Below are 22,951 nucleotides of genomic sequence, written 5' to 3'. Positions count from 1 at the left end.
TTTTTTCGGGAGATAACTATCTTGCAGGATACCTTCACGCTTAAATCATTGCCCATTGTTCCGTAAATTATTTTTTGCTTCCGCCCTGGCGCTCTTTGCCGGACTCGCAGCACAGGCACAACAGCACTATCTCTTTGTAGGCAGCTATAATCGCGATAAAGAAAAAGAGGGCGTGTACCTGTTCCGTTTTAATGATGCCACCGGCGATCTGCAACGGGTATCCGCTACCAGTGGCATCCTGAATCCTTCTTTTCTCACCATATCACCCGACGGGAAATATATTTACACCTGCTCGGAAGCACAAACCCCCAATGTGGGCGGGGTGAGCAGCCTGGCATTCGATAGCACCAAAGAAACATTGACCCTGCTCGACCGGCAGGACAGCGGCGGCGATAACCCCGCTTATGTAGGATTGGATCCACAAGGGAAATGGCTGATCTGCGCTAACTACAGCGGTGGTAGTCTTTCTGTTTTTTCATTGAATGGCGACGGACATATTGCTCCCGCCAGCCAGGTGATCCCGTTTAAAGACAGCAGCATCCTGGCAAGACAACGAAGCTCACATATTCACGCAGCCGTGTTTTCTCCCGATGGAAAATATGCATTCTTTCCTGATCTGGGCGCAGATAAGATCCGCGCTTATCAACTCCAGCCCGGCAACGCACAGCCGCTGCAACCGGCCAATCCGCCATTCACTGCCACAGTTCCCGGCAGCGGCCCAAGACATCTTACTTTCCATGCAACCCTGCCGGTGGCTTATTGTATAGAGGAAATAGGAGGTATGGTATCTGTGTATAAATACAAAGCCGGCAAACTGGACCGGATTCAACGGATCAAGGCACATCTGGATGCGCCTGCCGCAGATTATAACGGCGCCGATATTCATATCTCCCCGGATAGCCGCTTTTTATATGCGTCTGCAAGAGAAGATGCCAATACAATTTTCATATATGCCATTGATGCGAAAAAAGGTACCCTCCGTGAAGTTGGCCGGCAATCCACACTCGGCAAACATCCACGTAATTTCGCGATAGCCCCTTCCGGCAAATTCCTGCTGGTAGCCAATCAGAACAGTGGTAACATTGTCGTGTTTAAAAGAAATCCTGAAAACGGATTATTGACGGCCACCGGAATCGAAGTGAAAGTACCGAATCCTTCTTCATTGCAGATCAGGGCCTACCATTAGCAGCCGGCACCGTTTTAAACTAAAATGATTTAGTTTTACAGCCTGATTTTAAAACAATTACAGCAATTGAAAAGGATACTCTATTTCTTTCCGTTAAATCCTGTCGACAAGAACAGCGGAAGCCGCACACGCGCGCTCAATCTTCTGAAATATTTTAAGGCCCGGGACCTGAAAGTAGATTTTATTACCAAACTGGTCTGGGGATTATATACTCCGGAAACTGTTCAGGCATTCCGGAACAGCGGATTGGCAGAAAATATCTGGGTCATGGAAAGAAAACCGGTAAAGAAAAACCCGGTGAAGTATTTTTTCTCCTATAAACTGTGGCATATCCTATTTGAACGTAAGCTCAAACTGGTAAAAGGCTCTATTCCCAATCATACCACGCTGAACCTGCGTAAGCAGTTCGATGCGATGTTAAAGCGGGAGCAATATGATTACATCATTATCAGCTACGCCTACTGGGCAGACCTGATCAGGGATAATCCGCTCGTAGGCAAAGCAGTTACCATCATTGATACGCATGACCTGCTGGCTTCCCAGCACCAGAACGACGTTGGATTTGATAAAGGCGCCGCACTCGGAGATGAACTGAGACGCGTAGCACAATTCGACCAGGTATGGGCCATTTCTCCGGAAGAAACGTATTTCTTCGGGCAATTCCTGAAGGATAAAGTAAAACATATCCCGATGATGATGGATACGCCGCCCGTTGTGCAGCCGCTGGGTGAAAAGGAATTTGACCTCGTATACGTTGCTACAGATAATCCGCATAACCTCGTTTCTTCCGCCTGGTTTTTTAAGGAAGTATACCCGCTGTTATCTCCACAACTGAAAATCTGTGTTATTGGACCTATCACCGAACATGTGTCGGCCGATTATAAAAATGTAACACGCATTGGCTTTGTGGACGACCTGGATGAATACTACCTGAAATCAAAAATTTCTATCTGCCCGATGCTGAGCGGCACCGGTGTAAAAGTGAAAGTAGTGGAAGCTATGTCGCACGGATTACCGGTAGTATGCTCTGATCGCGGGGTTGACGGATTGCCGGATAAAACCAACAATGGTTGCCTGGTCACCAATGATCCGCAGCTTTTTGCAGATTATATACAGCAACTGCTCACCAACAAATCTTTGTATGAAGAAATAAGTGCGCAGAGCCTGGCTTCTTTCCACAAGCATTTTTCAAAAGAAGAAGCCTACAAAAAACTGGATCGTGCTTTGGGCATAAGCAAGTAAATTAATCGGACATGGCGGTAAAAAAAGCAATCCTCATTTCATTCAATGGGAAATCCAGCGCTGGTGGGGTAGAGAGGATCGTGTACTTTCTGGATGAGTATTTCCGGCGAAAAGGCATTCCTTCAAAAATCATTGACGAACAATACCTCATTCACCATACACTGTTCGGACGGCTCTTTCAGCAGCTGTTCCGTTACCGGCATTTTAAAAAACGCAAAACGATCTACCTGGCGTGCTATGCCTCCGCTTTCCTGTGGTGGTACAAGCGCTCCTCTCATGTAGTTATTTCCCAGGGAGAATCTGTACCATTTTATCCGGTCGATTTTGCGTATCTCCATGGTAGCTATCACTGTATGGAAATAGCCTATGGACGCACAGATCCACGTCTCAGCCGGATAGCGGCGTTGCAGCAGCGGAGTTGCCTCATAGCGAAACAGGTGATCGCTGTAACCACCCAGGTAAAACAGGACCTGATCGATTATTACCAGGTGCCGTCCGATAAAATAGTGGTGCTGGATAATTGTGTGGATACCGCCCGGTTTGCCCCGGTGGAAAAGAAACCGGGTACACGTCGCACACTACTCTTTGTAGGGCGGCTGGTGAGAGAAAAAGGCCTGCCTGCATTGCAGCAGTTAGCCGGTATTATTGCAAAATCCGATAACTGGCAACTGCTGATCGCCTGCAACGAATCGCCTGATACCGCCTTCTTTGCTGATATCCCGCATACCATTGTAAAAACAGGTTTATCCATAGATAACATTGCCGCAGAAGCTTATGGCATGGCCGACCTGCTGATTTTACCTTCTTTGTTTGAGAGCTTCGGACTGGTGGTATTGGAAGCATTGTCGATGGGCGTACCGGTGATCGGTACTGACGTAGGTGCCATCGTGGAACTGGGCAAACGCCACTTTCCCGGTGTTTACCGGCTGCCGGAACTGGCGTATGACGACCCGGAAATGTTGGTGTATTTCGACAACATAGTAACGGCATTCAACGAATCCGCTGCTTCGAAAACCTTGCATCAGCAGGTAGCTGCTGAATTCGATATGGAAGGGTATTATAAAAAGCTGGATGCTATTATGGCGCCAGCATTTGCTCATAAATCCTGAAAAACCGGTGGGCTGCCCTTTGGCTGATGGCGCTGAGTTTCGCGCCCCAATAAAGTGGCACCACCCTTTTCCGGTAGCCACGGTATAATCCTTTTCTGTCGGGGGTAATACTGTGCCGGTGTTCTTTCAGTACTGCAATAAATATAGCCCAGGAGGCGGCATACCGGTTTTCTCCTTTACCATACACATCCAAATAGCCGCCATACAGGAGAACCCGGCCGTTGTGGAAACTATGATAAAGTGCCTCATAGCGGGCAAATATATTTTTAGCAATAAGAAACTCTTTTATCAGTTGATCCGCCGCGTAAAAATGTTGCAGCTTTTCAGCAGATAAAGTGCCGGTTGTAATAGATTTCTCCGCCAGTGATTTATCACGGAGTAAGTAATTATACAGCGCCCCTTTTACGGCACGGATCCGGGAGGCATAAAACACGGCTTCCAGCATAAACGGAGAATCTTCAAAGATGGAAAGCCGGAACCGGATGTTGTTTTCATTCAGCAGGGAAGTCCGGTATAACTTTCCCATCGTCGCGGTATTCAGTTTCGACGGATTATGTCCGTTTTCACCTAAAGCACCAGCTATATTATCGTTGTCGGTATAAAAGGCCGGATCGTATTCAAACCTGTACAGCTCCTTTTCCTGGCCATCCTGGTGAGTGATCTGCCGGTAGCCAAAGCAAACAATATCGGCATCTTCCCGCAGCGCGGTTTCCATGCAATCAGCCACTGTTTCCGGTGCAAACCAGTCGTCGCCGTCCAGGAATACGATATATTCCCCGGTGGCACGGTCTATTCCGTTATTCCTGGCCGGTCCCGGACCTGCGTTCGGCTGCGAATAAACCTGTAGCCGGGGGTGCTGTTGCTGATAGTTTTGCAGCACTTCCAATGAGGAATCGGTGGAGGCATCATTGATTAAAATAATTTCCAGCGGCGCATAGGTTTGTTGTAATAACGAATCAATGCAGGCTGGCAGATAAGGTGCCAGGTTATATACAGGAACAATAATACTTACTAACGGTTCAGGCATGTTGTTGTAGCTAAAAATTAAAGGCAGCGTTAACGCTGCCTTTAAAAATCCGTAGTAAAGATAGATAAATTTAGGAAGAGGTGAATTACTGGTTTACGCGGAACTTCTCGGTAGCACCGATGGTAGTACGGTTGCAGGTCATGGCCTGTGTACCGTTTTCACTGGAAACATATTTGCCGTTGCTGCCTCTCAGGGAAATGGTACCATCGCCGTTGCTGATCCAGTCGAACTGTTCCCATGGACCGATGGCTGTGCGGTTACAGTTCATGGCCTGTGTACCGTTTTCAGAGCAAACGTATTTGCCGCCGTTTACCAGCGCCACTTTACCGCCGCCTGCGCTTACTACCGCAAATTGTTCCCAACCACCCACTGCAGGGCGATTGGCATTCATAGCCTGCGTAGCGTTTTCGCTGGACACATACAGGTTATTGGAACTCTTCAGGGTGATGGTCTGGCCGATAGGCGCACCACCGCCACCACCTACTATTGGCGCGGTAGGACGGGTAGCTGTTAACCCGATGAGGCCTTTCAGCATTTTACCACCATCGCCGGTTAAACGCAGGTAGTAATCTGCGGAGCATGCTACACCGTCTTCATCGAGGGTAACGAAGTTGGAACCCACGGGAATAAAGGAGGAGTTTTCTGCTGTTTTCGCAATCTGGTTACCTTCATTGTATTCATCAAACATAGAGATGTAGATGCCCTGGGCGCCTACACGTACCATGTTATAGAACTGGCGCCACATGAAGTCGCCATGCGCACGCTGGTGCTCCTGGAGATCTCCTGGCAGCACACAAGGTTGATAGTCGATGCCATTGTTGTTGCAATAGGCCTGGTCAGGCGTGTTTACGTTGGTGTAGAAATTATCTACGTCGTTCACGTTTCCGATACGACCCACCATCCATGGTGAAATCATGTTCAGTGCAGAATAGGTAGCCAGGAAGCCAGGTCTGGAATCGGAGGTTTCTGTACGCCAGTGGGTAGGTACGCCACCAATCACGTAGCAACCCTGGTTCTTAAACCAGTTGATCACGTCGAGACATACGGAAGCTGACCAGGGATGGTTGTTGTCGTTGAAACCAAAGCCCCAGATACATACCACCGGTTTGCCGTTTTGTTTGGCATAAGCGGAAGAGGAGGTGTAGGCCGACATCTTGGTGGTCCAGTCGGTTTTGATTTCAGACTGCATGTTGGTCCAGCCGCTTACATCATACATGATGTAAAACTTCCGGCCATAGTTTTCAGCAGCCGTTTTTACTTTGGCGGTAATCGCATCACGAACCGGGCCTTCGGTGCCGTTCGGGTTAAAGCGTTGTAAAGCAGCGGCATCTATACCGTTTTGCTGCATCCAGAGGAAGTGGGTGTTGACTGTCTGATCAGTGAAAGAGGAGAACAGTTTGGCAGGTTGTCCATTTCCCAGGTTGGCCCAGGAAGTAGCAAAGGTGCTGCTGTAATCTCTTACATCCGGCCAGGATTTAATACCGTTGTTCGTGGAAGAGGGGGACTGGCCCCAGTTCTGTGTCCAATGCCACCAGGCATTGATAGGAGAGCCATCGCCATTGGCGGCAAACCAGCCCTGGTAGCCTACTGTGATTTTACCAACCACATCGCCGACTGGAGAGCCGAAGGCGCTGATGCCCGACTTCTTGCCGTCAAGTGGTTGAAGGGAATTGTTGACTTCTTTTTTAGAGCAGCCAACAGACAATGCAACAAGGGTTGCCAAAAGGAGACGCAACGTGTTTTTCATGTGTGGAATAATTGATGATTAGGAATTACTATCGGATTTGCTTTTGGTTTTCTGAGAATAATGCCGGGCCATGGATATACGTGGAAGTTTTCAAGTGCAATTAAGCAGAGAGGCACTAATCAACGCATTAATAAAGGGCTAATAATTAAATTAAGGGTCGGCTTTTTGCTGCAGATTTCCGCAGAAACGGGTAACCGGAGTACGTCATCCATACGTCCCGGAAACAAGTGTGGTGATGTTGCAGCAGCGGCCACAGGACTGCATAGCCAGTAGGCCGGCTGCATTGTAAATGCATTGTATAATGGGGAGACGCACCTACGTCATCAGGCGGGAAATGCCGTCCGTAATAGTGCGGTATTTTATCGCCCGCAGCCGGAAAAGTGGTATTATTTCCGGAGGGGTTAGCCTGGGAAACCGGTCAGCAATTCGCTGACGGTATGGAACGTATATTCCGGAGATGCGTCCCGCAACTCCTGCGTACTGCCGTAACCGTAGCCCACTGCTATCGCCGGTAAATGGTTCTTATGTGCGCCGATAATATCATGCTTGCGATCGCCGATCATAATCGTCGCATTTTTGTCTAATTGTTCTTTTTCAAGCAGGTAACTGATCAGTTCTCCTTTATCGGTGCGGGTACCATCCAGTTCGCTGCCATATACTGCTTCAAAATAAGGCGTCAGTTCGAAATGCCGGATCACAATGTCCGCAAATACCTTGGGTTTGGAGGTGGCCACAAACAAGCGCCGCCCCTGAGCCCGCAGCGCAGTGAGCAATTCCGGAATGCCCTCGTAACGCACATTTTCGTAGATGCCTTTTTCAGGGAAATACTCCCGGTAAGCATGCACGGCATCCCATGCCTGTGCTTCCGTAAAGCCATACAGGTCGGTGAACGACTTGTGCAGCGGCGGTCCTATAAAAGGAATTAGTTTGTCCAGGTCCGGTTCTACAATGCCCGCTTTTGCCAGCGCATACTGCACGGACTTTGTAATACCGATTTTAGGATCTGTCAGCGTTCCATCCAGGTCAAATAAAATATTCTCGTATTTCATAAGGGCCGCAATATAATTTAAAAACAGGACGTTGAATAAGTTTACGTTATTGCTTAGCTTACAGCTGAATACAACTGTTATGACCTACATCTTCCGATATTCCCTGCCCGCTATCATTGCTATTGCCCTGCTGGCAGGCTGCAGTAAAAGCGAATCACAAACCATCGTAGCCGTTGGGTACGACGACGTTGACCAGGTATTGAATGATTCTGTGCCTGCCTTCGGTGGTAAATGTTATGTGGTGATTCATGAAGATGGAAAAGCAGTGTATTCAAAAGGCTACGGTGGTTATACCGGCAGCACCCGTCAGCTCATCGCCTCCTGCTCCAAATGGTTGTCGGCCGCTGTACTGATGAGCCTCGTGGACGAAGGGAAAATAAAACTCTCGGATAGCGTAGGCAAATACCTGCCGGTATTCACAGCTAATCAAAAAGGTAATATCACCATTGCACAGCTTTTTTCGCATACTTCCGGTTTCCCAGGTAATTCTACACAGGGCTACGAATCCAATGTACTGAGTACCCTGCAACTCGCGGCAGATGGCATTGCTAAAAATGTTCCTTTGCTGAATGCCCCGGGCACCACCTTTTACTATGGCGGTGTAAGTATGCAGGTGGCTGGCCGCATCTGTGAAGTGGCTTCAGGGAAGGACTGGAAAACACTGGCCGCAGAGAAAATATTCACGCCCTGTGGGATGGTCAATACCGACTTTGGTCTCACTGCCAACCCGCAGATCGGTGGTGGCGCCCGCAGTACACCAGACGATTATATCCGTTTCCTCGATATGCTCATGAATAAAGGCGTAGCCGCCAATGGTACCAGGGTACTCAGCGAAGCGGCCGTTAACGCCATGGAAGAAAGTCAGACGGCCCACGCTACCATTGCCTATACACCTTATCCTGCCGCCTGGCTGGGTACCAAAGATTTCTACGCCATTGGCAACTGGAGAGATGTGACCGGCCCCGGTGGTGAACTCATCGAAAACAGCAGCCCCGGCGCCTTTGGCAGCCATCCCTGGATCAACCGGGGAAAGAAACGCACCGGCTTTATCTTTACATTTATCGCCGACAACGGCTACCTGACCACTATCGCCACTTCTTTAAAAATCAGAGCCCTGGTCCGTAATAAATAAAAGACCTCATATTGTCTGCCTGAAATACCATAAATCCCAAATAAAGTCAAAATAGTGTTGATTTAAGTCAATTTTCATAGGAAGTTGTAGCGCATCTGCCGTTAATTTTGATATCGTATCATGTAAAGTAGTATTCCACCGATTAAACGTATCTCTTACATTTCTATCAGCTGATGTAATGCCAATGAAGGATTCCCGGGTTATTTACCACGGTAGATAATCCACGTTTTGAAAAATTTAAATCAACCACAATGCGACAATCAGTTCCACGAAAGGGGCCATTTAAACATGGCCTGCCACTCCTTGCGCTCATAGCTGGCCTCCTGTGTCTTTTCCAGGCCACTCACGCACAAACGCCTGCCATTACTATTCAGGGACGCGTGAAAGACGGCAGCAATCCCATACCAGGTGTCACTATCCGGGTACAGGGCGCCACCAACGGTACCACTACCGACGGGGCAGGGATCTTTAAAATTACCGTTCCCGGCAACGCCGCCTTGCTCTTGTCGGCCTATGGTTTTAAATCACAAACGGTAGCTGTTAATAATCGTACGTCCATCGACGTTATTATGGAAACAGACACCAAAGTCATCGACGAAGTAGTCGTGATCGGTTACGGCACACAGAAAAAAGTAAACCTCACCGGGGCAGTGGCCACTGTGAAAGGCGCCGACCTGCTTACCCGGCCCGTAACCAACCCCGCCGCCATGCTGCAAGGTACCATGGCCGGTGTGCAGGTAGTGCAAAGCACCGGTGAACCCGGCAATGAAGGAATGTCGATCCGCATCCGTGGAACAGGCACCTACAGCGGCGCCGGCGTAGATCCGCTGGTACTCATTGATGGCGTGGAAGGCAAACTGGCCGATCTGAATCCTAACAATATTGAAAATATCTCTGTACTGAAAGATGCGGCCTCCGCTTCTATCTATGGCGCCCGTGCAGCCAACGGCGTTATTCTTGTTACTACCAAACAGGGTATTGATGGTAAAATGGTGGTACAATATGATGGCAACTACGGCATCTATAAACCTACCAAATTATTCAAGCTCATTACCAATTCCGCCGAATATATGGAGTTGTACAATGAAGCCCGCATCAACTCCGGCCTCAATACAGGCCTGTATCCGCAGGATCAGATAGATCTCTACCGGAATGCCACGGATCATAAATTGTATCCGAATACAGACTGGCTCAGTCTCATCTTCCAGACAGCACCCACACAGAATCATAATATTTCGTTTAGTGGTGGCCGTGGTGGTACCACTTACAATGCCTCTGTAGGATATGTAGATCAGCAGGGCATCATGAAAGGCTTTAATTACAAAAAGTATAATGCCCGCCTGAACATTACCTCACAGGTGAATAAAGCTATCCGCTTCGGCGCCAACGTGGCCCTGAAATCCGGTAAGAAAGAAGCCCCCGTTTTTGGTGCGGAAGATATGTTCCTCTCCGCCATGTCGCAGGCGCCTACCTATTCTCCCCAACTGGCGGATGGCAGCGGCAGGTATACCTACAAAGCCTACGATTTTGAATACAACAACAAAAATCCCATTGCACTGCTCGACGGAAAAATCAATCATAACACCGACGACTATGCGATCAATGCGCAGGGATGGTTTGAAGTACAACTCACCAAACACCTTAGCTGGTACACCAAGGCAGCGGTGAATGCTACCTTTGATAAATACAACGATTTCCGCCCGCCATTACAGCTGTATAATTTCAAGACCAACGCATTCATGACCACACTGGATCTGGGCGGCGGACTGGAAACACAGGATCAGCAGAATATTTACACCAACCTTTATTCTTACCTGAACTACGAGCGCGCTTTCGGCGGTCATGGATTTAAACTGATGGCGGGATATAATAACGAAAGCAGCACTTATCAATACCTGAAAGCAGCCCGTAAGAACTTCCCGACAGATGATCTCCGCCAGCTCGATGCCGGTAGTCCTTCTATTCAATATGCCAACGGTACCAAAAATGGCTGGGCGCTGATGTCTTTCTTCGGACGGTTCAACTATAACTTCAAGGACCGCTACCTGCTGGAAGCAAACCTGCGTTATGACGGATCTTCCCGCCTAACACCCACTTCCCGCTGGGCAGCATTCCCGTCATTCTCTGCCGCATGGCGCGTTACAGAGGAATCATTTATGAAAAACCTGCACCCGGGATGGCTCGATAACCTGAAAGTGCGCGGTAGCTGGGGTAAACTCGGCAACCAGAATATCGGTAACTATCCTTACCAGTCTATTCTCAGTTTCACCGGTAACTATTCCTTCGATGATGCCACCCTTAATACCGGTGTAGCACAGGAACAACTCGCCAATCCGGGTATCCGCTGGGAAACCACCACTATCTCTGATATCGGACTGGACATCGATGTATTCAAAGGATGGAATGTAACGGCCGACTGGTACAAGAAAAGGACCAGCGATATTTTAGCCAATGCACAGGTAACCGGCGCAGTAGGGCTGCAACCGCCAACTATCAACAATGGTACGCTGGATAATACCGGTATAGAACTCGGACTGGCATACAATCACCTGGTACAACGCGGCGCCTTAAAAGACCTGAACTACACTATTGGCGGTACATTGGAGCATTATAAAAATAAACTGGTCAGCTACGGCGCCAGGCAGATAGATGGCTACCGCATCCGCCAGGAAGGAGAGGAGTACAATGCCTATTACATGCTGGAACAGATCGGCATTTTCCAGTCGGAAGATGAAGTGAAAAATTCTCCCAAACAATACAACGACGCCACCGTTGCCGGCGACCTGAAGTTCAAGGACCAGAACGGTGATGGTGTGATCAACGACGACGACCGTATTATCATGTCCGGCAACTACCCGGCCATGAACTACTCCCTGCGCATCTCCGCACAGTGGAAAGGATTTGATATTTCTGCCATGGCACAGGGCGTAAATAACGTGAAGTTTTTTGTGAGCGACTGGGGTACCATTCCGTTTGTACAGGGTTCACCGCCCACTACCGACTGGCGTGACCGCTGGACGCCCACCAATCACTCTACCACCATGCCGAAGATCTACTGGGGTTGGAACGCACCAGACAGGGTGCGTCGCGCATCTTCCTACTACCTGCAGGATGCCTCTTATCTGCGTCTGAAAAACCTGACTTTCGGGTACACACTACCGGTAAGGGTTACACGTCAGATCGGTATCGATAATGTGCGCGTGTATTTCTCCGGTGATAACCTTTTCACCGCCACCAAATACAAGGGCCTGGACCCGGAACGATATGAGAGCGGCCGTTTTGTACAGTATCCGCAGAATAAGATCTATTCTTTTGGTATCAATGTTAAGTTTTAATTCCATGGTTATGAAAATGCATAAGTATACCCTCATCGTACTGCTGGGACTGATGTTCACCGCCTGTACAAAAAGTCTGGATCTGAACCCGGAAGATAAAATTTCTTCTGCCACCTTCTGGAAGAAGCGGGCAGATTTTGATAAAGCGCTCACGGCGTGCTATGCCTCTCTGCAGGCCGCAGAATGGGCGGTGGAGATACCGGTATGGGATTGCTATACCGACAACGGCTTTGCCCAGCACAATTCCGGCGCCGCCCGGGAAGTAGTGGCGGGTAGTATCAGTCCATCCACAGGCGGCTATATCAGCGGGTTGTACAACGACAGCTACACCGCCATTGCCCGGGTGAATCAATTCCTGAAACAGTCTGCCGCCTACCAGGGCAGCGATTTCCCCGACGCCGACAAGAAAAAGTATGAAGCGGAAGTACGCTTCCTCAGAGCGTTCTACTACTGGCAGCTATACCAGATGTACGGCGACGTACCACTGGTGCTGGAACCACTCACACTGGAAACACAATTCCAGGCGAAAGTGCCGGCAGCAGACATCCTGAAACAGGTGATGACCGACCTCGATTTCAGTATCGCCAGTCTGAATGCTACGCCCTATCCGCAGAATGGCGGCCATGCGGCGGTAACTTCCGCACAGGCTTTGAAAGCGCGCATCCTGCTGTTTGTAGCCTATGGCAAAACGGGCACGCCCGATCCCGAAATCCTGAAACAGGTAAGAGACCTCGCGTTGGCCATACAGGCTTCTTACACACTGAGTCCGAAGTTTGAAGATCTTTTCCGTGATGCCACGCAAAAAAACAACCCGGAAATCATTTTCTCCGTTAACTTCCTCGCGCCAAATAATACCACCCCCTGGGATATGTATTATGGCGACTGGCTCGTGGCAAGTCCCTTGCAGAATTTCGTAGATGCGTTCGAGTGCACCGACGGGCTGCCATATGGCGTTTCCCCCTTAACCAATACCGCAGCGCCTTTTCAGAACAGGGATCCACGTTTAGCCAAGACCGTATTCGTGGATCATCCTGACTTTGGTAACGGTAAAGTACATACGCCGTCCAACAGCCGTCCTACGGGTTATGGTGTGATGAAGTTCCTGGAACCGGCCAATATTCCTTTTGGCTTTTCTACCCTGAGCCAGCAAAATGCGGTGGTGTTCCGCCTCGGTGAAATATTGCTGATGTATGCAGAAGCACAGAATGAACTGAATGGTCCGGATGCCAGCGTGTACAAAGCCATGAAGGATTTACGGGGCAGGGTGAACATGCCGGAATTCCCTGCGGCGATGAGCAAAGACGCGATGCGGGAACGTATCCGTCATGAAAGACGCATAGAACTTGCTTTCGAAGGACTGCGCTACTACGATCTGCGCAGGTGGCATATTGCAGGTCCGGTGTTGAATAATGTGAAAGATGGGATTGTGGCGTATCATTTTGAAGATAAATATTATCAATGGCCGCTTCCCCAGTCAGAGATAGATAAAAGCAACGGGGTACTGATTCAGAACCCGGCCTATAAATAAACAGAAAAACTTTTCATAGAAAATTATCTTTACGGTACGTAACTAAAGCATATGAATCAACAACAATCTTCTTTCCGGTACATTCTTCTTATCGTATTGGCAGCTGCGATCTGGCCAGCCATAGCGGCTGCACAGCAATCGCCCCTGAGACTCTGGTATAATAAACCCGCCAAAATATGGGAGGAAACGCTCCCGCTGGGAAATGGCCGGCTGGGTATGACTCCTGATGGAGGGGTGAACCGGGAGAAGATTGTCTTAAATGATATTACCCTCTGGTCCGGCGCACCGCAGGACGCCAACAATTATGAGGCGTACAAACAACTCCCTGCTATCCGCCAGTTATTGAAAGAAGGGAAGAACAATGAAGCACAGGCATTGATGGACAAGTCGTTTGTGTGCACCGGCAAGGGATCTGCTGATGTGCCTTTCGGCTGCTTCCAGATGCTGGGAGAACTGTCCCTGGAATATGCCTATCCAAAAAAAGATAGCCCTTCCCGTTATGAAAGAGCTTTATCGCTAGATGATGCCGTAGCCACTGCCCGTTACGAAGTGAACGGTGTAGGCTATACGCGGGAGTACTTCACCGATTTCAACGGTGATGTGGCGGTGATCCGCTTAACTGCCTCCAAACCCGGCCAGCTGAATTGCAGGATTGGTATCAGTCGCCCGGAGCGCGCCACCGTACAACTGAAAGGCAAAGAACTGCAGATGTCCGGTGAATTGAAAAGTGGTACCGCTAACCCCGGTATGAAATACCTGACCCGTGTACAGGCAAAACTGCAAGGCGGTGAATTACTAACGGACAAGGATACACTGGTGATAAAGAATGCTACCGAAGCAATCCTCTATGTATCTACCGCTACGGATTTCAACAATCCCGGCTATACCGCGCAAACACAGCGGCTGCTGGCTGCCGCCATGAAACAAAACTATGCACAGCAAAAGAAATTACACATCGCAGCCTATCAGCGTTTATTCCGTCGCGTTAGTATGGACCTCGGCGGCGTTTCCGCTACTGATGTACCTACCGATCAGCGCCTTATCAATTTCCACCAGGCGCCTGCGGCAGATAACGGACTGCCGGTGCTGTTTTACCAGTACGGCCGCTATCTCACTATCAGCAGTACCCGCGTAGGATTGCTGCCCCCCAATTTACAGGGCTTATGGGCCAACCAGATCCAGACACCCTGGAACGGCGATTATCACCTCGATGTAAATGTGCAGATGAATCACTGGCCCGTAGAAGTGAGTAACCTTTCTGAGCTTAATCTGCCGCTGGCGGCACTGGTAAAGGGAATGGTACAACCCGGCGAAAGAACTGCCAAAGCGTACTATAATGCAGAAGGCTGGGTAGCCCACGTGATCACCAACGTATGGGGCTTTACCGAACCCGGCGAAAGCGCTTCCTGGGGTGTTACCAAATCCGGTTCCGGCTGGTTATGCAACAACCTCTGGGAACACTATGCATTTACCAATGATAAAAAATACCTCGAAGATATTTACCCGGTACTGAAAGGATCTGCGGCCTTTTACAGCAGCATCCTGGTAAAGGATGACCATACCGGCTGGCTGGTCACTTCGCCTTCTTCTTCCCCGGAGAATTCGTTTTACCTGCCCAATGGTCAGCACGCCAGCATCTGCAATGGTCCAACGATCGATAACCAGATTATCCGGGAGCTGTTTATGAATGTGATCACGGCCGCGAAAACACTCGGTAAGGATGCCACATTTATTGCTACCCTGGAAGATAAGTTAAAGCAACTGCCACCGGCAGGCCGCATCGCGAAAGATGGCCGCCTAATGGAGTGGCTGGAAGAATACAAGGAAACAGAGCCTACCCACCGGCACATTTCACATTTGTATGGACTGTATCCGGCTTCGCTGATTACACCGGAAACTACACCGGATCTGGCAGAAGCCTGTAAAAAAACACTGGAAGTAAGAGGAGACGACGGTCCGAGCTGGTCCATTGCCTATAAGCAACTATTCTGGGCAAGACTGCATGATGGCAACCGGGCATTTAAACTATTCTCCGGTTTGATCAAGCCTACGTACAACACGGAAATTAACTATGGCCCTGGTGGGGGTATCTATCCAAACCTCTTTTCCGCAGGTCCTCCGTTCCAGATCGACGGTAACTATGGCGGCGCGGCCGGTATTGCAGAAATGCTGGTACAGAGTCATGCAGGTTTCATCGACCTGCTGCCCGCACTTCCGGATGCCTGGAAAGCTTCCGGCGCCATAAAAGGTCTCAAAGCCAGGGGAAACTATACGGTAGACATGACCTGGAAAGATGGCGTAGTGGCCAGTTATAAAATAAGCGGTCCTACAACCCATAAGGTAAAAGTAAAAATCAACGGTACTATTAAGGAGATACAACCTACTAAAATATGATCAGGAAAATTGCAGTCTTACTGATGGGTATAGCCATTGCCGTTAGTACATCCGCACAGGATAAATTTATTACCCGGTATGGTCACCTGGATAATGCCAGGTATTATATCGAGCCTGGTGGCAGAAATGCCACTGTGGCCTTCCTGGGTGGTTCCATCACCAATATGAAGGGGTGGCGCGACAAGGTATGTGAATACCTGACGGGAGCATATCACAATACCAACTTCCGGTTTATCAATGCCGGTATTCCGTCGCTCGGTAGTTTACCACATTCGTTCCGGTTTCAGCATGATGTGCTGGGCCAGGGGAAAATAGACCTGTTGTTTGTGGAAGCCGCTGTGAACGACCGGGTAAATGGTACCAATGAAGTAACGCAGCGCCGGGCTATGGAAGGGATTATCCGCCATGCGCTGAAAGCCAATCCACAGATGAATATAGTGCTGATGGCTTTTGTAGATCCTGATAAGATGGCCGATTATCGGGCTGGTAAAGTGCCGGTAGAAGTAAAGGTGCATGAAGATCTCGCCAAAAAGTACCACCTGCCGTTTATCAATCTCGCGAAGGAAATTACCACCCGCATTGATGCAAAGGAATTTACCTGGGAAGGTGATTTTAAAGACCTGCATCCGTCGCCTTTCGGGCAACAGCTTTACTTTGAAGCCATTAAACGGTTATTGGAGGAGGATTTTAAATTGCCTGTTCCTAAGCAACTGGTGTCTGCAAAGCTGCCACCGGCCGCTGATCCGCGCAATTATGAAAATGGTGATTATGGTGATATTCATAAAAGCAACCAGCTGAAAGGCTTTCACATCGTGGAGTCATGGGAGCCTTCCGATAAAACCGGTACCCGGGAAGGATTTGTGAAAGTGCCGATGCTGGTATCCGATACGGCTTTGTCCAGTGTGGAATATCCTTTTACAGGCCGTACCATTGGTATCAGTACGTTGTCCGGTCCGGATGCAGGTGTTATTCAATACCGCATCGATGGTGGAGCTGTACAGCAAAAAGATCTGCGGACGGAGTGGAGTAAGAGTCTCTATCTGCCCTGGTTCCTGATCCTGGGTGATGACCTGAAACCGGGTGCGCACACACTTACGCTGATCAAACCGGCAGATGCCTCCGTATGCCGTGTGGTCAATTTCCTGGTGAACTAATAAAGCTTAATCGAGGGAGCTGACTTCCCGCTTATATTCCCGTGGAGTTTTCCCTTTTATTTTTTTGAAGAAACGGTTAAAGTGCGTGGTATTCCGGTACCCGCACTTATTCGATAACGCTACCATCGACATTTCTTTTTCCTGCAATAACCTGCACGCATATCCGATTCTGAGTTCATTGACGAAGTGCGTGAAAGATTGCTGGGTGCGGCTTTTGAAGAAGCGACAGAAGGAGTGGACATTAATCCCGGCAATGGCGGCAATTTCAGAGAGCGGAATATCCCGTTTAAAATGCCGGAAAATATATTTGAAGATATCGTCCATCCTGGACTGATCCTTATCGTTATACAGGTTTACATAATTGGTGCCGGCCAGGAGTTTGTACTCTTTGGCCGTCATCATTTTCTGGAGCAGGGTAATAAAGGAGATGGTCTGTGTAAGATCCTGCTGTTGCAGCATTTCCCGCATCAGGGCCAAGATCTCCGCTTTGGCCTTTCCGTGAAACTGAATGCCCCGCTGTGCCTTTTTGAGCCATGTTTTAACGGCTGCTGTATTCACAAAAGGCGCCAGGTGCTCCAGCAGCAGATCCGGTGAAATATACAGCGCCAGTGAGCGTGCCTGCAGTTGATCCTTGCCTTCAAAATACTTCTGCTCATTGTGCCATACATGTGGCGTACCGGATCCTACAAAGATGAGTTCCCCGCTTTCGAAATAACTGATATTGTCGCCAATGATACGACGTCCCGCACTTTCTTCTACGTATACCAGCTGACACTCATGGTGGAAGTGGAATTCCGTGGAAAAGAAGGGTTGTGTTATTTCCTTTATCAGGTACACACTTTGTTCCAGGGCTTTATCGCCCGGTATAGCAAAAAGAGGCTTCATATTGTCCGACTAAAATAGTTAAAATAAAGAATAAAGTCAAAATAGTGTTGATTTAAGTCAATTTCACCGGGATGATCTACCTTTTCCCGGCTTACTTTTGGAAACAGGTGCAGCACAGTCACCCGTTTCACGTATGAAATAACGATCCATTATCCACGGAAAAAGAAACATGATGATACTGAAAAACAAAATTGTCCTGATTACAGGTGGCGCCTCCGGCATAGGCCAGGCCTGTGCGGAAGCATATGCGCAGCAAGGTGCAGTAGTAGCGGTGATAGATAAAGATGAAGCAGCATTGCACCGTTTGCAGGAAAAACTGGGCGCCCCGCATAGCTTCCTGTCGGCAGATCTGAACAACAGCAACGATATACAGGCCGCCATCGGCAAAGTGCTTCAAACCCACGGACAACTCCATGCCATTCACAATAACGCAGGTGTGGCCAGTCCCTCGAAACCTTTGCACGAAACCTCGGAAGCCGAATGGGAGCAGGTGATGAATGTAAATGTGCGCGGCATTTATTACACCACCCGTTATGGCATCGCTGCCCTGAAGGTCACCAAAGGCTGCATTCTCAATACCAGCAGTATGGTAGGAGACATAGGGCAGGAGAACCATGCCGCCTATGCCGGCAGCAAAGGCGCGGTGAATGCACTCACCAAAGCCATGGCGCTGGACTATGCACCTTTCGGTATCCGCGTGAATGCGGTAGCACCCGCAGGAGTATGGACACCCATGCTGCGCCGGTGGAGCCAGGAGCAACCGGAACCTGCCAGGATTGAACAATATCTGGACCAGATCCATGCACTCGGCTATTGCCCCGAAGCTACGGAGATTGCCGACGTATGTGCGTTCCTGTTATCCGAACAGGCCCGTTTCGTAACAGGCTGTATTATGCCCGTGAGTGGCGGCGCTGAACTGGGATACAAACATTCGCTATAAAAGAACAGAACAATGAAAAAAATTGCCACCTTATGTTTACTGCTGCTGGCATTGTATGGCCATGCGCAAACAAATGCGGAACTGCCGCCGGGCATCCTCACCAGCAAAGCGGTGATGGACAGGTTCATGAACCTCCGTTTCGGTATGTTCATTCACTGGGGCCCCGTTACCCTCCGGGGTACGGAAATAGGCTGGTCCAGGCACCGGGAAGTGCCCGGTGCGGATTACGACACCCTGTACCGGCAGTTTAATCCCGTGAAATTTAATGCGGATGAATGGGTGAAAACAGCCAGCGAAGCGGGGATGAAATACCTGGTCATCACCGCGAAGCACCATGATGGCTTCTGCCTGTGGCCATCTGCCTATACTGATTATAATATCATGGCTACTCCCTTTAAAAAAGATGTAGTAGGTCTGCTGGCCAAAGCATGTAAAAAGTATGGCATTCAGTTCTGCATTTATTATTCGGTGCTCGACTGGCATCATCCCGAATATCCTACCGATAATATTTACGATACAACGGGAGCGGGTATACGAAAAAATGCACATATAGAAAAATATGTGGCCTATATGAAAAACCAGCTGAAAGAACTCGTGAGCAATTACGATCCTTATATGCTGTGGTTCGATGGTCCCTGGGAAAGTGTATGGACCAAAGAAATGGCGCTGGATATGTACGCATATCTTAAAACGCTGAAAAAGGACCTGATCATCAATAACCGCCTGGGTAAAGCGTTTTCAGGGGTCGATGCTTCCGGTACTGCTACCTTCCTGGGTGATTATGATACGCCTGAGCAACGGATCGGCGACCTGAATATGAACATGCCCTGGGAAACCTGCATGACCATCTGCGAACAATGGGCCTGGAAACCCAATGATAAAATGAAATCGCTGCGCACCTGTATCGAAACACTGGCCAAAGTAGCCGGTGGTAACGGTAACCTGTTATTCAACATCGGCCCGCGCCCGGACGGCGCCATAGAACCGGAACAGGTAGTCCGTTTAAAAGAAATGGGTAGCTGGTTAAAGCAGTACGGCGCTGCTGTGTACAATACCCACGGCGGACCTTACGAACCTAATCCGGCGTATGCGGCTACACGCAGCGGGAATAAAATATACCTGCATGTTTTTGAGGCCGCCAAAGGGAATCTCACGATACCTGCCCTGCCAGGCGTGAAAATAAAGAAAGCATACCTGCTGAAAGGCGGGGCCGTAAAGCTGACTGTCACCGCTGATCAGCTCATCATACCATTACCTGCGGTATTACCTGATCCTAACGATACCGTAGTGGTATTGGAAACAGATAAACCCGCCATCAGTATTGCACCTATAAAAAACGATAAGAAAAAATAAGATGATCACGAAGATAGTTGTTAAAGATGCCCGGTTTCCCCTCACAGGCGGCGCCGGTAGTGATGCAGTGCATCAGAATCCCGTATATTCCTACACGGTAGCCTGCCTCTATGACGATAAAGGCAATTGCGGTACAGGCCTGGCTTTTACGCTCGGCGCAGGGAATGAACTGGTTTGCGCAGCAGCCAGGTTCTATGGCGAAAAACTGGTAGGAAAGGAACTCCCCGAAGTAATGGCTACTTTCGGCGACTGGTTTAAGCAGCGCTCGGACGAGCAGCAGTTCCGCTGGCTCGGGCCTCACAAAGGCGTAGTACACCTGGCGCTGGCTGCGGTCACCAATGCCTGTTATGACCTGTGGGCCAAACAACAACAGGTGCCGCTGTGGAAACTGTTGCTGGATCTCACACCTGAACAGGTGGTGAATACCCTCGACCTGTCGTATCTCGAAGAAGTACTCTCCAAAGAAGAAGCGATACAGATGTTAACGGAGATGCAAACCTCCAGAACGGCAAGAGAAGGCGTACTGCGCACGGGTTACCCGGCCTATGATACTTCTGCCGGCTGGTTTAATTACCCGGATGAACAACTGGAAGCCAACTGCAAACGCGCATTGGACAATGGTTTTAAAGCATTGAAATTAAAAGTGGGCGCCAAAGACCCGGACACGGATATACGAAGAGCGCATATTGTGAGGAATGCTGTCGGCCCGCAGATCAAAGTAATGGTGGATGCCAACCAGCAATGGAATCTGCCGCAGGCAATTGCTATCGGGAAAAGACTGGCAGATATTCAACCTTACTGGATTGAAGAACCTACGCATCCGGATGATATCCTGGCGCATAAAACGCTGGCCGACGCCCTGAACCCGCTGAAACTGGCACTGGGCGAACATGTACCCAATAAAGTGATTTTCAAGAATTACCTGCAAACCGGTTGCGCCGGTTTTATACAGGTAGATGCCGTAAGGGTAGGAGGTGTCAGTGAATTCATTACCGTGAGCCTGTTGTGTAAAAAGTTTGGCGTGCCCGTAGTACCGCATGTGGGAGATATGGGACAACTGCATCAGCATCTTGTTTTGTTCAATCATATCGGTATGGGGCATGATGCGCTATTCCTGGAACATATTCCGCACCTGCGTGCGCATTTCACCCACCCGGCGCAGATTACAGACGGCTTTTACCAGACGCCTGAGGCGCCGGGCAGCAGCTGTGACCTGCTGGCCCTTAATACTTTTGCCGGATGATTTCCACTACAGATATAATTATCAGCATTTGCTATATCGCCTTTATTGTGGCGCTGGGCTTCTGGGCCGGACTATCCGGCAAGAAGGACGGCGCCGCTGCCGGCGAATATTTCCTGGCGGGAAAATCGCTCAAATGGCCCATGATAGGCATGGCGTTGTTTGCCACGAATATCTCCTGCCTGCACCTGGTGAGTCTTGCCCAGAGCGGATTTGATACGGGGCTGCTGGCGGGTAACTTCGAATGGATGGCGGCTTTTACGCTCATTCTCCTGGCCTTATTCTTTATTCCTTTTTACATCCGTTCCGGTGTGGCCACCCTGCCGGATTTCCTGGAACGGCGTTACAACCGGGCCTGCCGCGACTGGCTCGCCGTGGTGTCGGTGGTATCGGCGGTAGTGATCCATATTGCCTTTTCGTTCCTGGCGGGTGGTATTGTGCTGGAAACGTTGTTCGGCATCAATATGTTTACCAGCATCATCGCCATTGCATTGGTCACAGGCGCTTACACCATTGTGGGCGGCCTGCGGGCGGTAGTGGTCACGGAAGCCGTGCAAACCATTGTGCTGCTCACGGGTGCGGTGATCATTACGGTGTTGTCGTGGTGGAAAGTAGGCGGCTGGCAACCCGTGATGCAGGTATTGCAGGACGGCGGGCAACTGGATAAACTCTCCATGCTGCATTCATCCGGCGATCCCAGCGGATTGCCCTGGTATGCGGTGTTCCTGGGGTATCCCGTGATCGGTATCTGGTACTGGTGTGCAGACCAGACCATTGTGCAGCGCGTACTCGGTGCAAAGGATGAAAACCATGCCCGCACCGGCGCTTTGTTCTGTGGTTTTATCAAAGTGTTGCCCGTATTCATTTTTATTCTCCCCGGTTTACTCGCCTACGTGTTATACAAACAGGGCCATCTCGACCTGGAAGTATTGCGGCAGGCCGATGGACAGCTGCATACAAAGGGGATCTATTCCGTGATGATCACGAAGCTAGTACCTCCCGGCCTGGTGGGCGTACTGGTAGCGGCATTGCTGTCGGGGCTGATGAGCCAGATCTCCGGCGCACTCAACTCCATTGCCACGCTTGTGAGCTATGACCTGTACAAAAGGAACCGTCCGGAGGCGACTGATCAACAACTCGTGAAAACTGGCCGTATTGCGGCCGTTTTAGCGCTTTTATTGTCGATTGGGCTCCTACCCCTGCTGAACAGGTACGAGAGCCTTTTTAACGGCATTAATGATGTGATATCGCATATTGCACCACCTATCACCTGCGTGTTCCTGTTGGGCGTATTCTGGAAAAAGGCCTCTTCGCAGGCGGCGCAATATACCTTGTGGATAGGATCCGCACTGGGTGCGGGTGTATACCTGCTGGGTAAGTTATACCCGATCAATATCCCTCCGCTGATGGTGGCGTTTTACCTGTTCGTAGTGTGCGTGGTATTACAGGTGATGTTGTCTTTTGCGTTTCCGATGCAGCATACCGCTGAAAGCAACCGCCTTTACTGGGAAAGTCCGCTGGCGCCTTTACGTGTGAAAGGCTGGCCCGGACTGGCCAACTATAAAGTATTATCCACTGTATTACTGCTGATGATGGCAGTATTGTACTGGGTGTTCCGATAATAATTTCC

At 49.6% G+C, this 22,951-nt stretch carries 16 protein-coding genes; 12 read left to right on the top strand and 4 right to left on the bottom strand.

The genetic code is table 11. The annotated features are described in order from the left end of the window. Nucleotides 1-55 precede the first annotated feature (55 nt). From BMW79_RS22900 to BMW79_RS22890, 3 genes are all read left to right on the top strand, one after another. Nucleotides 56-1,186 carry a lactonase family protein gene (locus BMW79_RS22900; RefSeq protein ID WP_089898445.1) on the top strand — a complete coding sequence of 377 codons (1,131 nt, stop codon included), beginning with the start codon at nt 56-58 and terminating at the stop codon, nt 1,184-1,186. Nucleotides 1,187-1,252: 66 nt separating this feature from the next. Next, nucleotides 1,253-2,428 (top strand): glycosyltransferase family 4 protein, encoded by a 1,176-nt coding sequence (locus BMW79_RS22895; protein WP_089898443.1) that lies wholly within the window; start codon nt 1,253-1,255, stop codon nt 2,426-2,428. Nucleotides 2,429-2,439: 11 nt separating this feature from the next. Next, complete coding sequence (locus BMW79_RS22890; protein WP_089898441.1) at nt 2,440-3,537, top strand: glycosyltransferase family 4 protein; 1,098 nt, start codon at nt 2,440-2,442, stop codon at nt 3,535-3,537. Here the strand turns inward: BMW79_RS22890 and BMW79_RS22885 are convergent. The 3 genes from BMW79_RS22885 to BMW79_RS22875 form a co-directional block, all read right to left on the bottom strand. Beyond that, a complete protein-coding gene (locus BMW79_RS22885) occupies nt 3,506-4,564 on the bottom strand; it encodes a glycosyltransferase family 2 protein (protein ID WP_089898439.1) in 1,059 nt (352 codons plus the stop codon). The genes BMW79_RS22890 and BMW79_RS22885 overlap by 32 nt on opposite strands. Nucleotides 4,565-4,649: 85 nt before the next feature. Next, nucleotides 4,650-6,311 (bottom strand): lectin, encoded by a 1,662-nt coding sequence (locus BMW79_RS22880; RefSeq protein WP_089898436.1) that lies wholly within the window; start codon nt 6,309-6,311, stop codon nt 4,650-4,652. A gap of 401 nt (nt 6,312-6,712) precedes the next feature. Continuing rightward, nucleotides 6,713-7,360: an HAD family hydrolase gene (locus tag BMW79_RS22875; protein WP_089898434.1), complete on the bottom strand. Its 648-nt coding sequence runs from the start codon at nt 7,358-7,360 to the stop codon at nt 6,713-6,715. A gap of 79 nt (nt 7,361-7,439) precedes the next feature. Between BMW79_RS22875 and BMW79_RS22870 the strand changes: the two genes are divergently transcribed. From BMW79_RS22870 to BMW79_RS22850, 5 genes are all read left to right on the top strand, one after another. After that, entirely contained in the window at nt 7,440-8,492 is a 1,053-nt protein-coding gene (locus BMW79_RS22870) for a serine hydrolase domain-containing protein (protein WP_143059257.1), read from the top strand. Between the two features lie 251 nt (nt 8,493-8,743). Then, on the top strand, nt 8,744-11,827 hold the full coding sequence (locus BMW79_RS22865; RefSeq protein ID WP_089898430.1) for a SusC/RagA family TonB-linked outer membrane protein: 3,084 nt from the start codon (nt 8,744-8,746) through the stop codon (nt 11,825-11,827). Nucleotides 11,828-11,837: 10 nt separating this feature from the next. After that, on the top strand, nt 11,838-13,355 hold the full coding sequence (locus tag BMW79_RS22860) for a RagB/SusD family nutrient uptake outer membrane protein (RefSeq protein WP_089904117.1): 1,518 nt from the start codon (nt 11,838-11,840) through the stop codon (nt 13,353-13,355). A gap of 51 nt (nt 13,356-13,406) precedes the next feature. Beyond that, entirely contained in the window at nt 13,407-15,749 is a 2,343-nt protein-coding gene (locus tag BMW79_RS22855; RefSeq protein ID WP_089898429.1) for a glycoside hydrolase family 95 protein, read from the top strand. Beyond that, the gene (locus BMW79_RS22850; protein WP_089898427.1) at nt 15,746-16,903 is read left to right on the top strand and encodes an SGNH/GDSL hydrolase family protein; all 1,158 of its coding nucleotides are present in this window, start codon (nt 15,746-15,748) and stop codon (nt 16,901-16,903) included. Before BMW79_RS22855 ends, BMW79_RS22850 begins: the two co-directional genes overlap by 4 nt. A 6-nt stretch (nt 16,904-16,909) precedes the next feature. Here BMW79_RS22850 and BMW79_RS22845 read toward each other — a convergent pair whose 3' ends face one another. Next, a complete protein-coding gene (locus tag BMW79_RS22845) occupies nt 16,910-17,788 on the bottom strand; it encodes an AraC family transcriptional regulator (RefSeq protein ID WP_089898426.1) in 879 nt (292 codons plus the stop codon). Nucleotides 17,789-17,957: 169 nt separating this feature from the next. On the opposite strand from BMW79_RS22845, the gene BMW79_RS22840 reads away from it, so the two are divergent. The 4 genes from BMW79_RS22840 to BMW79_RS22825 are packed head-to-tail and all read left to right on the top strand — an operon-like array spanning nt 17,958 to nt 22,943. Continuing rightward, entirely contained in the window at nt 17,958-18,728 is a 771-nt protein-coding gene (locus BMW79_RS22840; protein ID WP_089898424.1) for an SDR family NAD(P)-dependent oxidoreductase, read from the top strand. Nucleotides 18,729-18,740: 12 nt separating this feature from the next. Next, complete coding sequence (locus BMW79_RS22835; RefSeq protein WP_089898422.1) at nt 18,741-20,081, top strand: alpha-L-fucosidase; 1,341 nt, start codon at nt 18,741-18,743, stop codon at nt 20,079-20,081. Nucleotide 20,082: 1 nt separating this feature from the next. Further along, entirely contained in the window at nt 20,083-21,324 is a 1,242-nt protein-coding gene (locus BMW79_RS22830; protein ID WP_089898420.1) for an enolase C-terminal domain-like protein, read from the top strand. Continuing rightward, on the top strand, nt 21,321-22,943 hold the full coding sequence (locus tag BMW79_RS22825; RefSeq protein ID WP_089898418.1) for a sodium:solute symporter: 1,623 nt from the start codon (nt 21,321-21,323) through the stop codon (nt 22,941-22,943). Before BMW79_RS22830 ends, BMW79_RS22825 begins: the two co-directional genes overlap by 4 nt. Nucleotides 22,944-22,951 lie beyond the last annotated feature (8 nt).

It is taken from the genome of Chitinophaga arvensicola, assembly GCF_900110835.1.
In the GTDB taxonomy this organism is placed as follows: Bacteria; Bacteroidota; Bacteroidia; order Chitinophagales; family Chitinophagaceae; genus Chitinophaga; species Chitinophaga arvensicola.
The sequence above is the reverse complement of the archived record's forward strand: the minus strand, read 5'-3'. Positions and strand labels throughout refer to the sequence as shown.

Bases quoted from the DNA above. Each gene is read 5' to 3' on its own strand.
- BMW79_RS22890 (WP_089898441.1), top strand. From the start codon at position 2,440: ATGGCGGTAAAAAAAGCAATCCTCATTTCATTCAATGGGAAATCCAGC.
- BMW79_RS22860 (WP_089904117.1), top strand. From the start codon at position 11,838: ATGAAAATGCATAAGTATACCCTCATCGTACTGCTGGGACTGATGTTC.
- BMW79_RS22850 (WP_089898427.1), top strand. From the start codon at position 15,746: ATGATCAGGAAAATTGCAGTCTTACTGATGGGTATAGCCATTGCCGTT.
- BMW79_RS22830 (WP_089898420.1), top strand. From the start codon at position 20,083: ATGATCACGAAGATAGTTGTTAAAGATGCCCGGTTTCCCCTCACAGGC.
- BMW79_RS22870 (WP_143059257.1), top strand. From the start codon at position 7,440: ATGACCTACATCTTCCGATATTCCCTGCCCGCTATCATTGCTATTGCC.
- BMW79_RS22855 (WP_089898429.1), top strand. From the start codon at position 13,407: ATGAATCAACAACAATCTTCTTTCCGGTACATTCTTCTTATCGTATTG.
- BMW79_RS22875 (WP_089898434.1), bottom strand. From the start codon at position 7,360: ATGAAATACGAGAATATTTTATTTGACCTGGATGGAACGCTGACAGAT.
- BMW79_RS22845 (WP_089898426.1), bottom strand. From the start codon at position 17,788: ATGAAGCCTCTTTTTGCTATACCGGGCGATAAAGCCCTGGAACAAAGT.
- BMW79_RS22840 (WP_089898424.1), top strand. From the start codon at position 17,958: ATGATGATACTGAAAAACAAAATTGTCCTGATTACAGGTGGCGCCTCC.
- BMW79_RS22885 (WP_089898439.1), bottom strand. From the start codon at position 4,564: ATGCCTGAACCGTTAGTAAGTATTATTGTTCCTGTATATAACCTGGCA.
- BMW79_RS22825 (WP_089898418.1), top strand. From the start codon at position 21,321: ATGATTTCCACTACAGATATAATTATCAGCATTTGCTATATCGCCTTT.
- BMW79_RS22865 (WP_089898430.1), top strand. From the start codon at position 8,744: ATGCGACAATCAGTTCCACGAAAGGGGCCATTTAAACATGGCCTGCCA.
- BMW79_RS22880 (WP_089898436.1), bottom strand. From the start codon at position 6,311: ATGAAAAACACGTTGCGTCTCCTTTTGGCAACCCTTGTTGCATTGTCT.
- BMW79_RS22835 (WP_089898422.1), top strand. From the start codon at position 18,741: ATGAAAAAAATTGCCACCTTATGTTTACTGCTGCTGGCATTGTATGGC.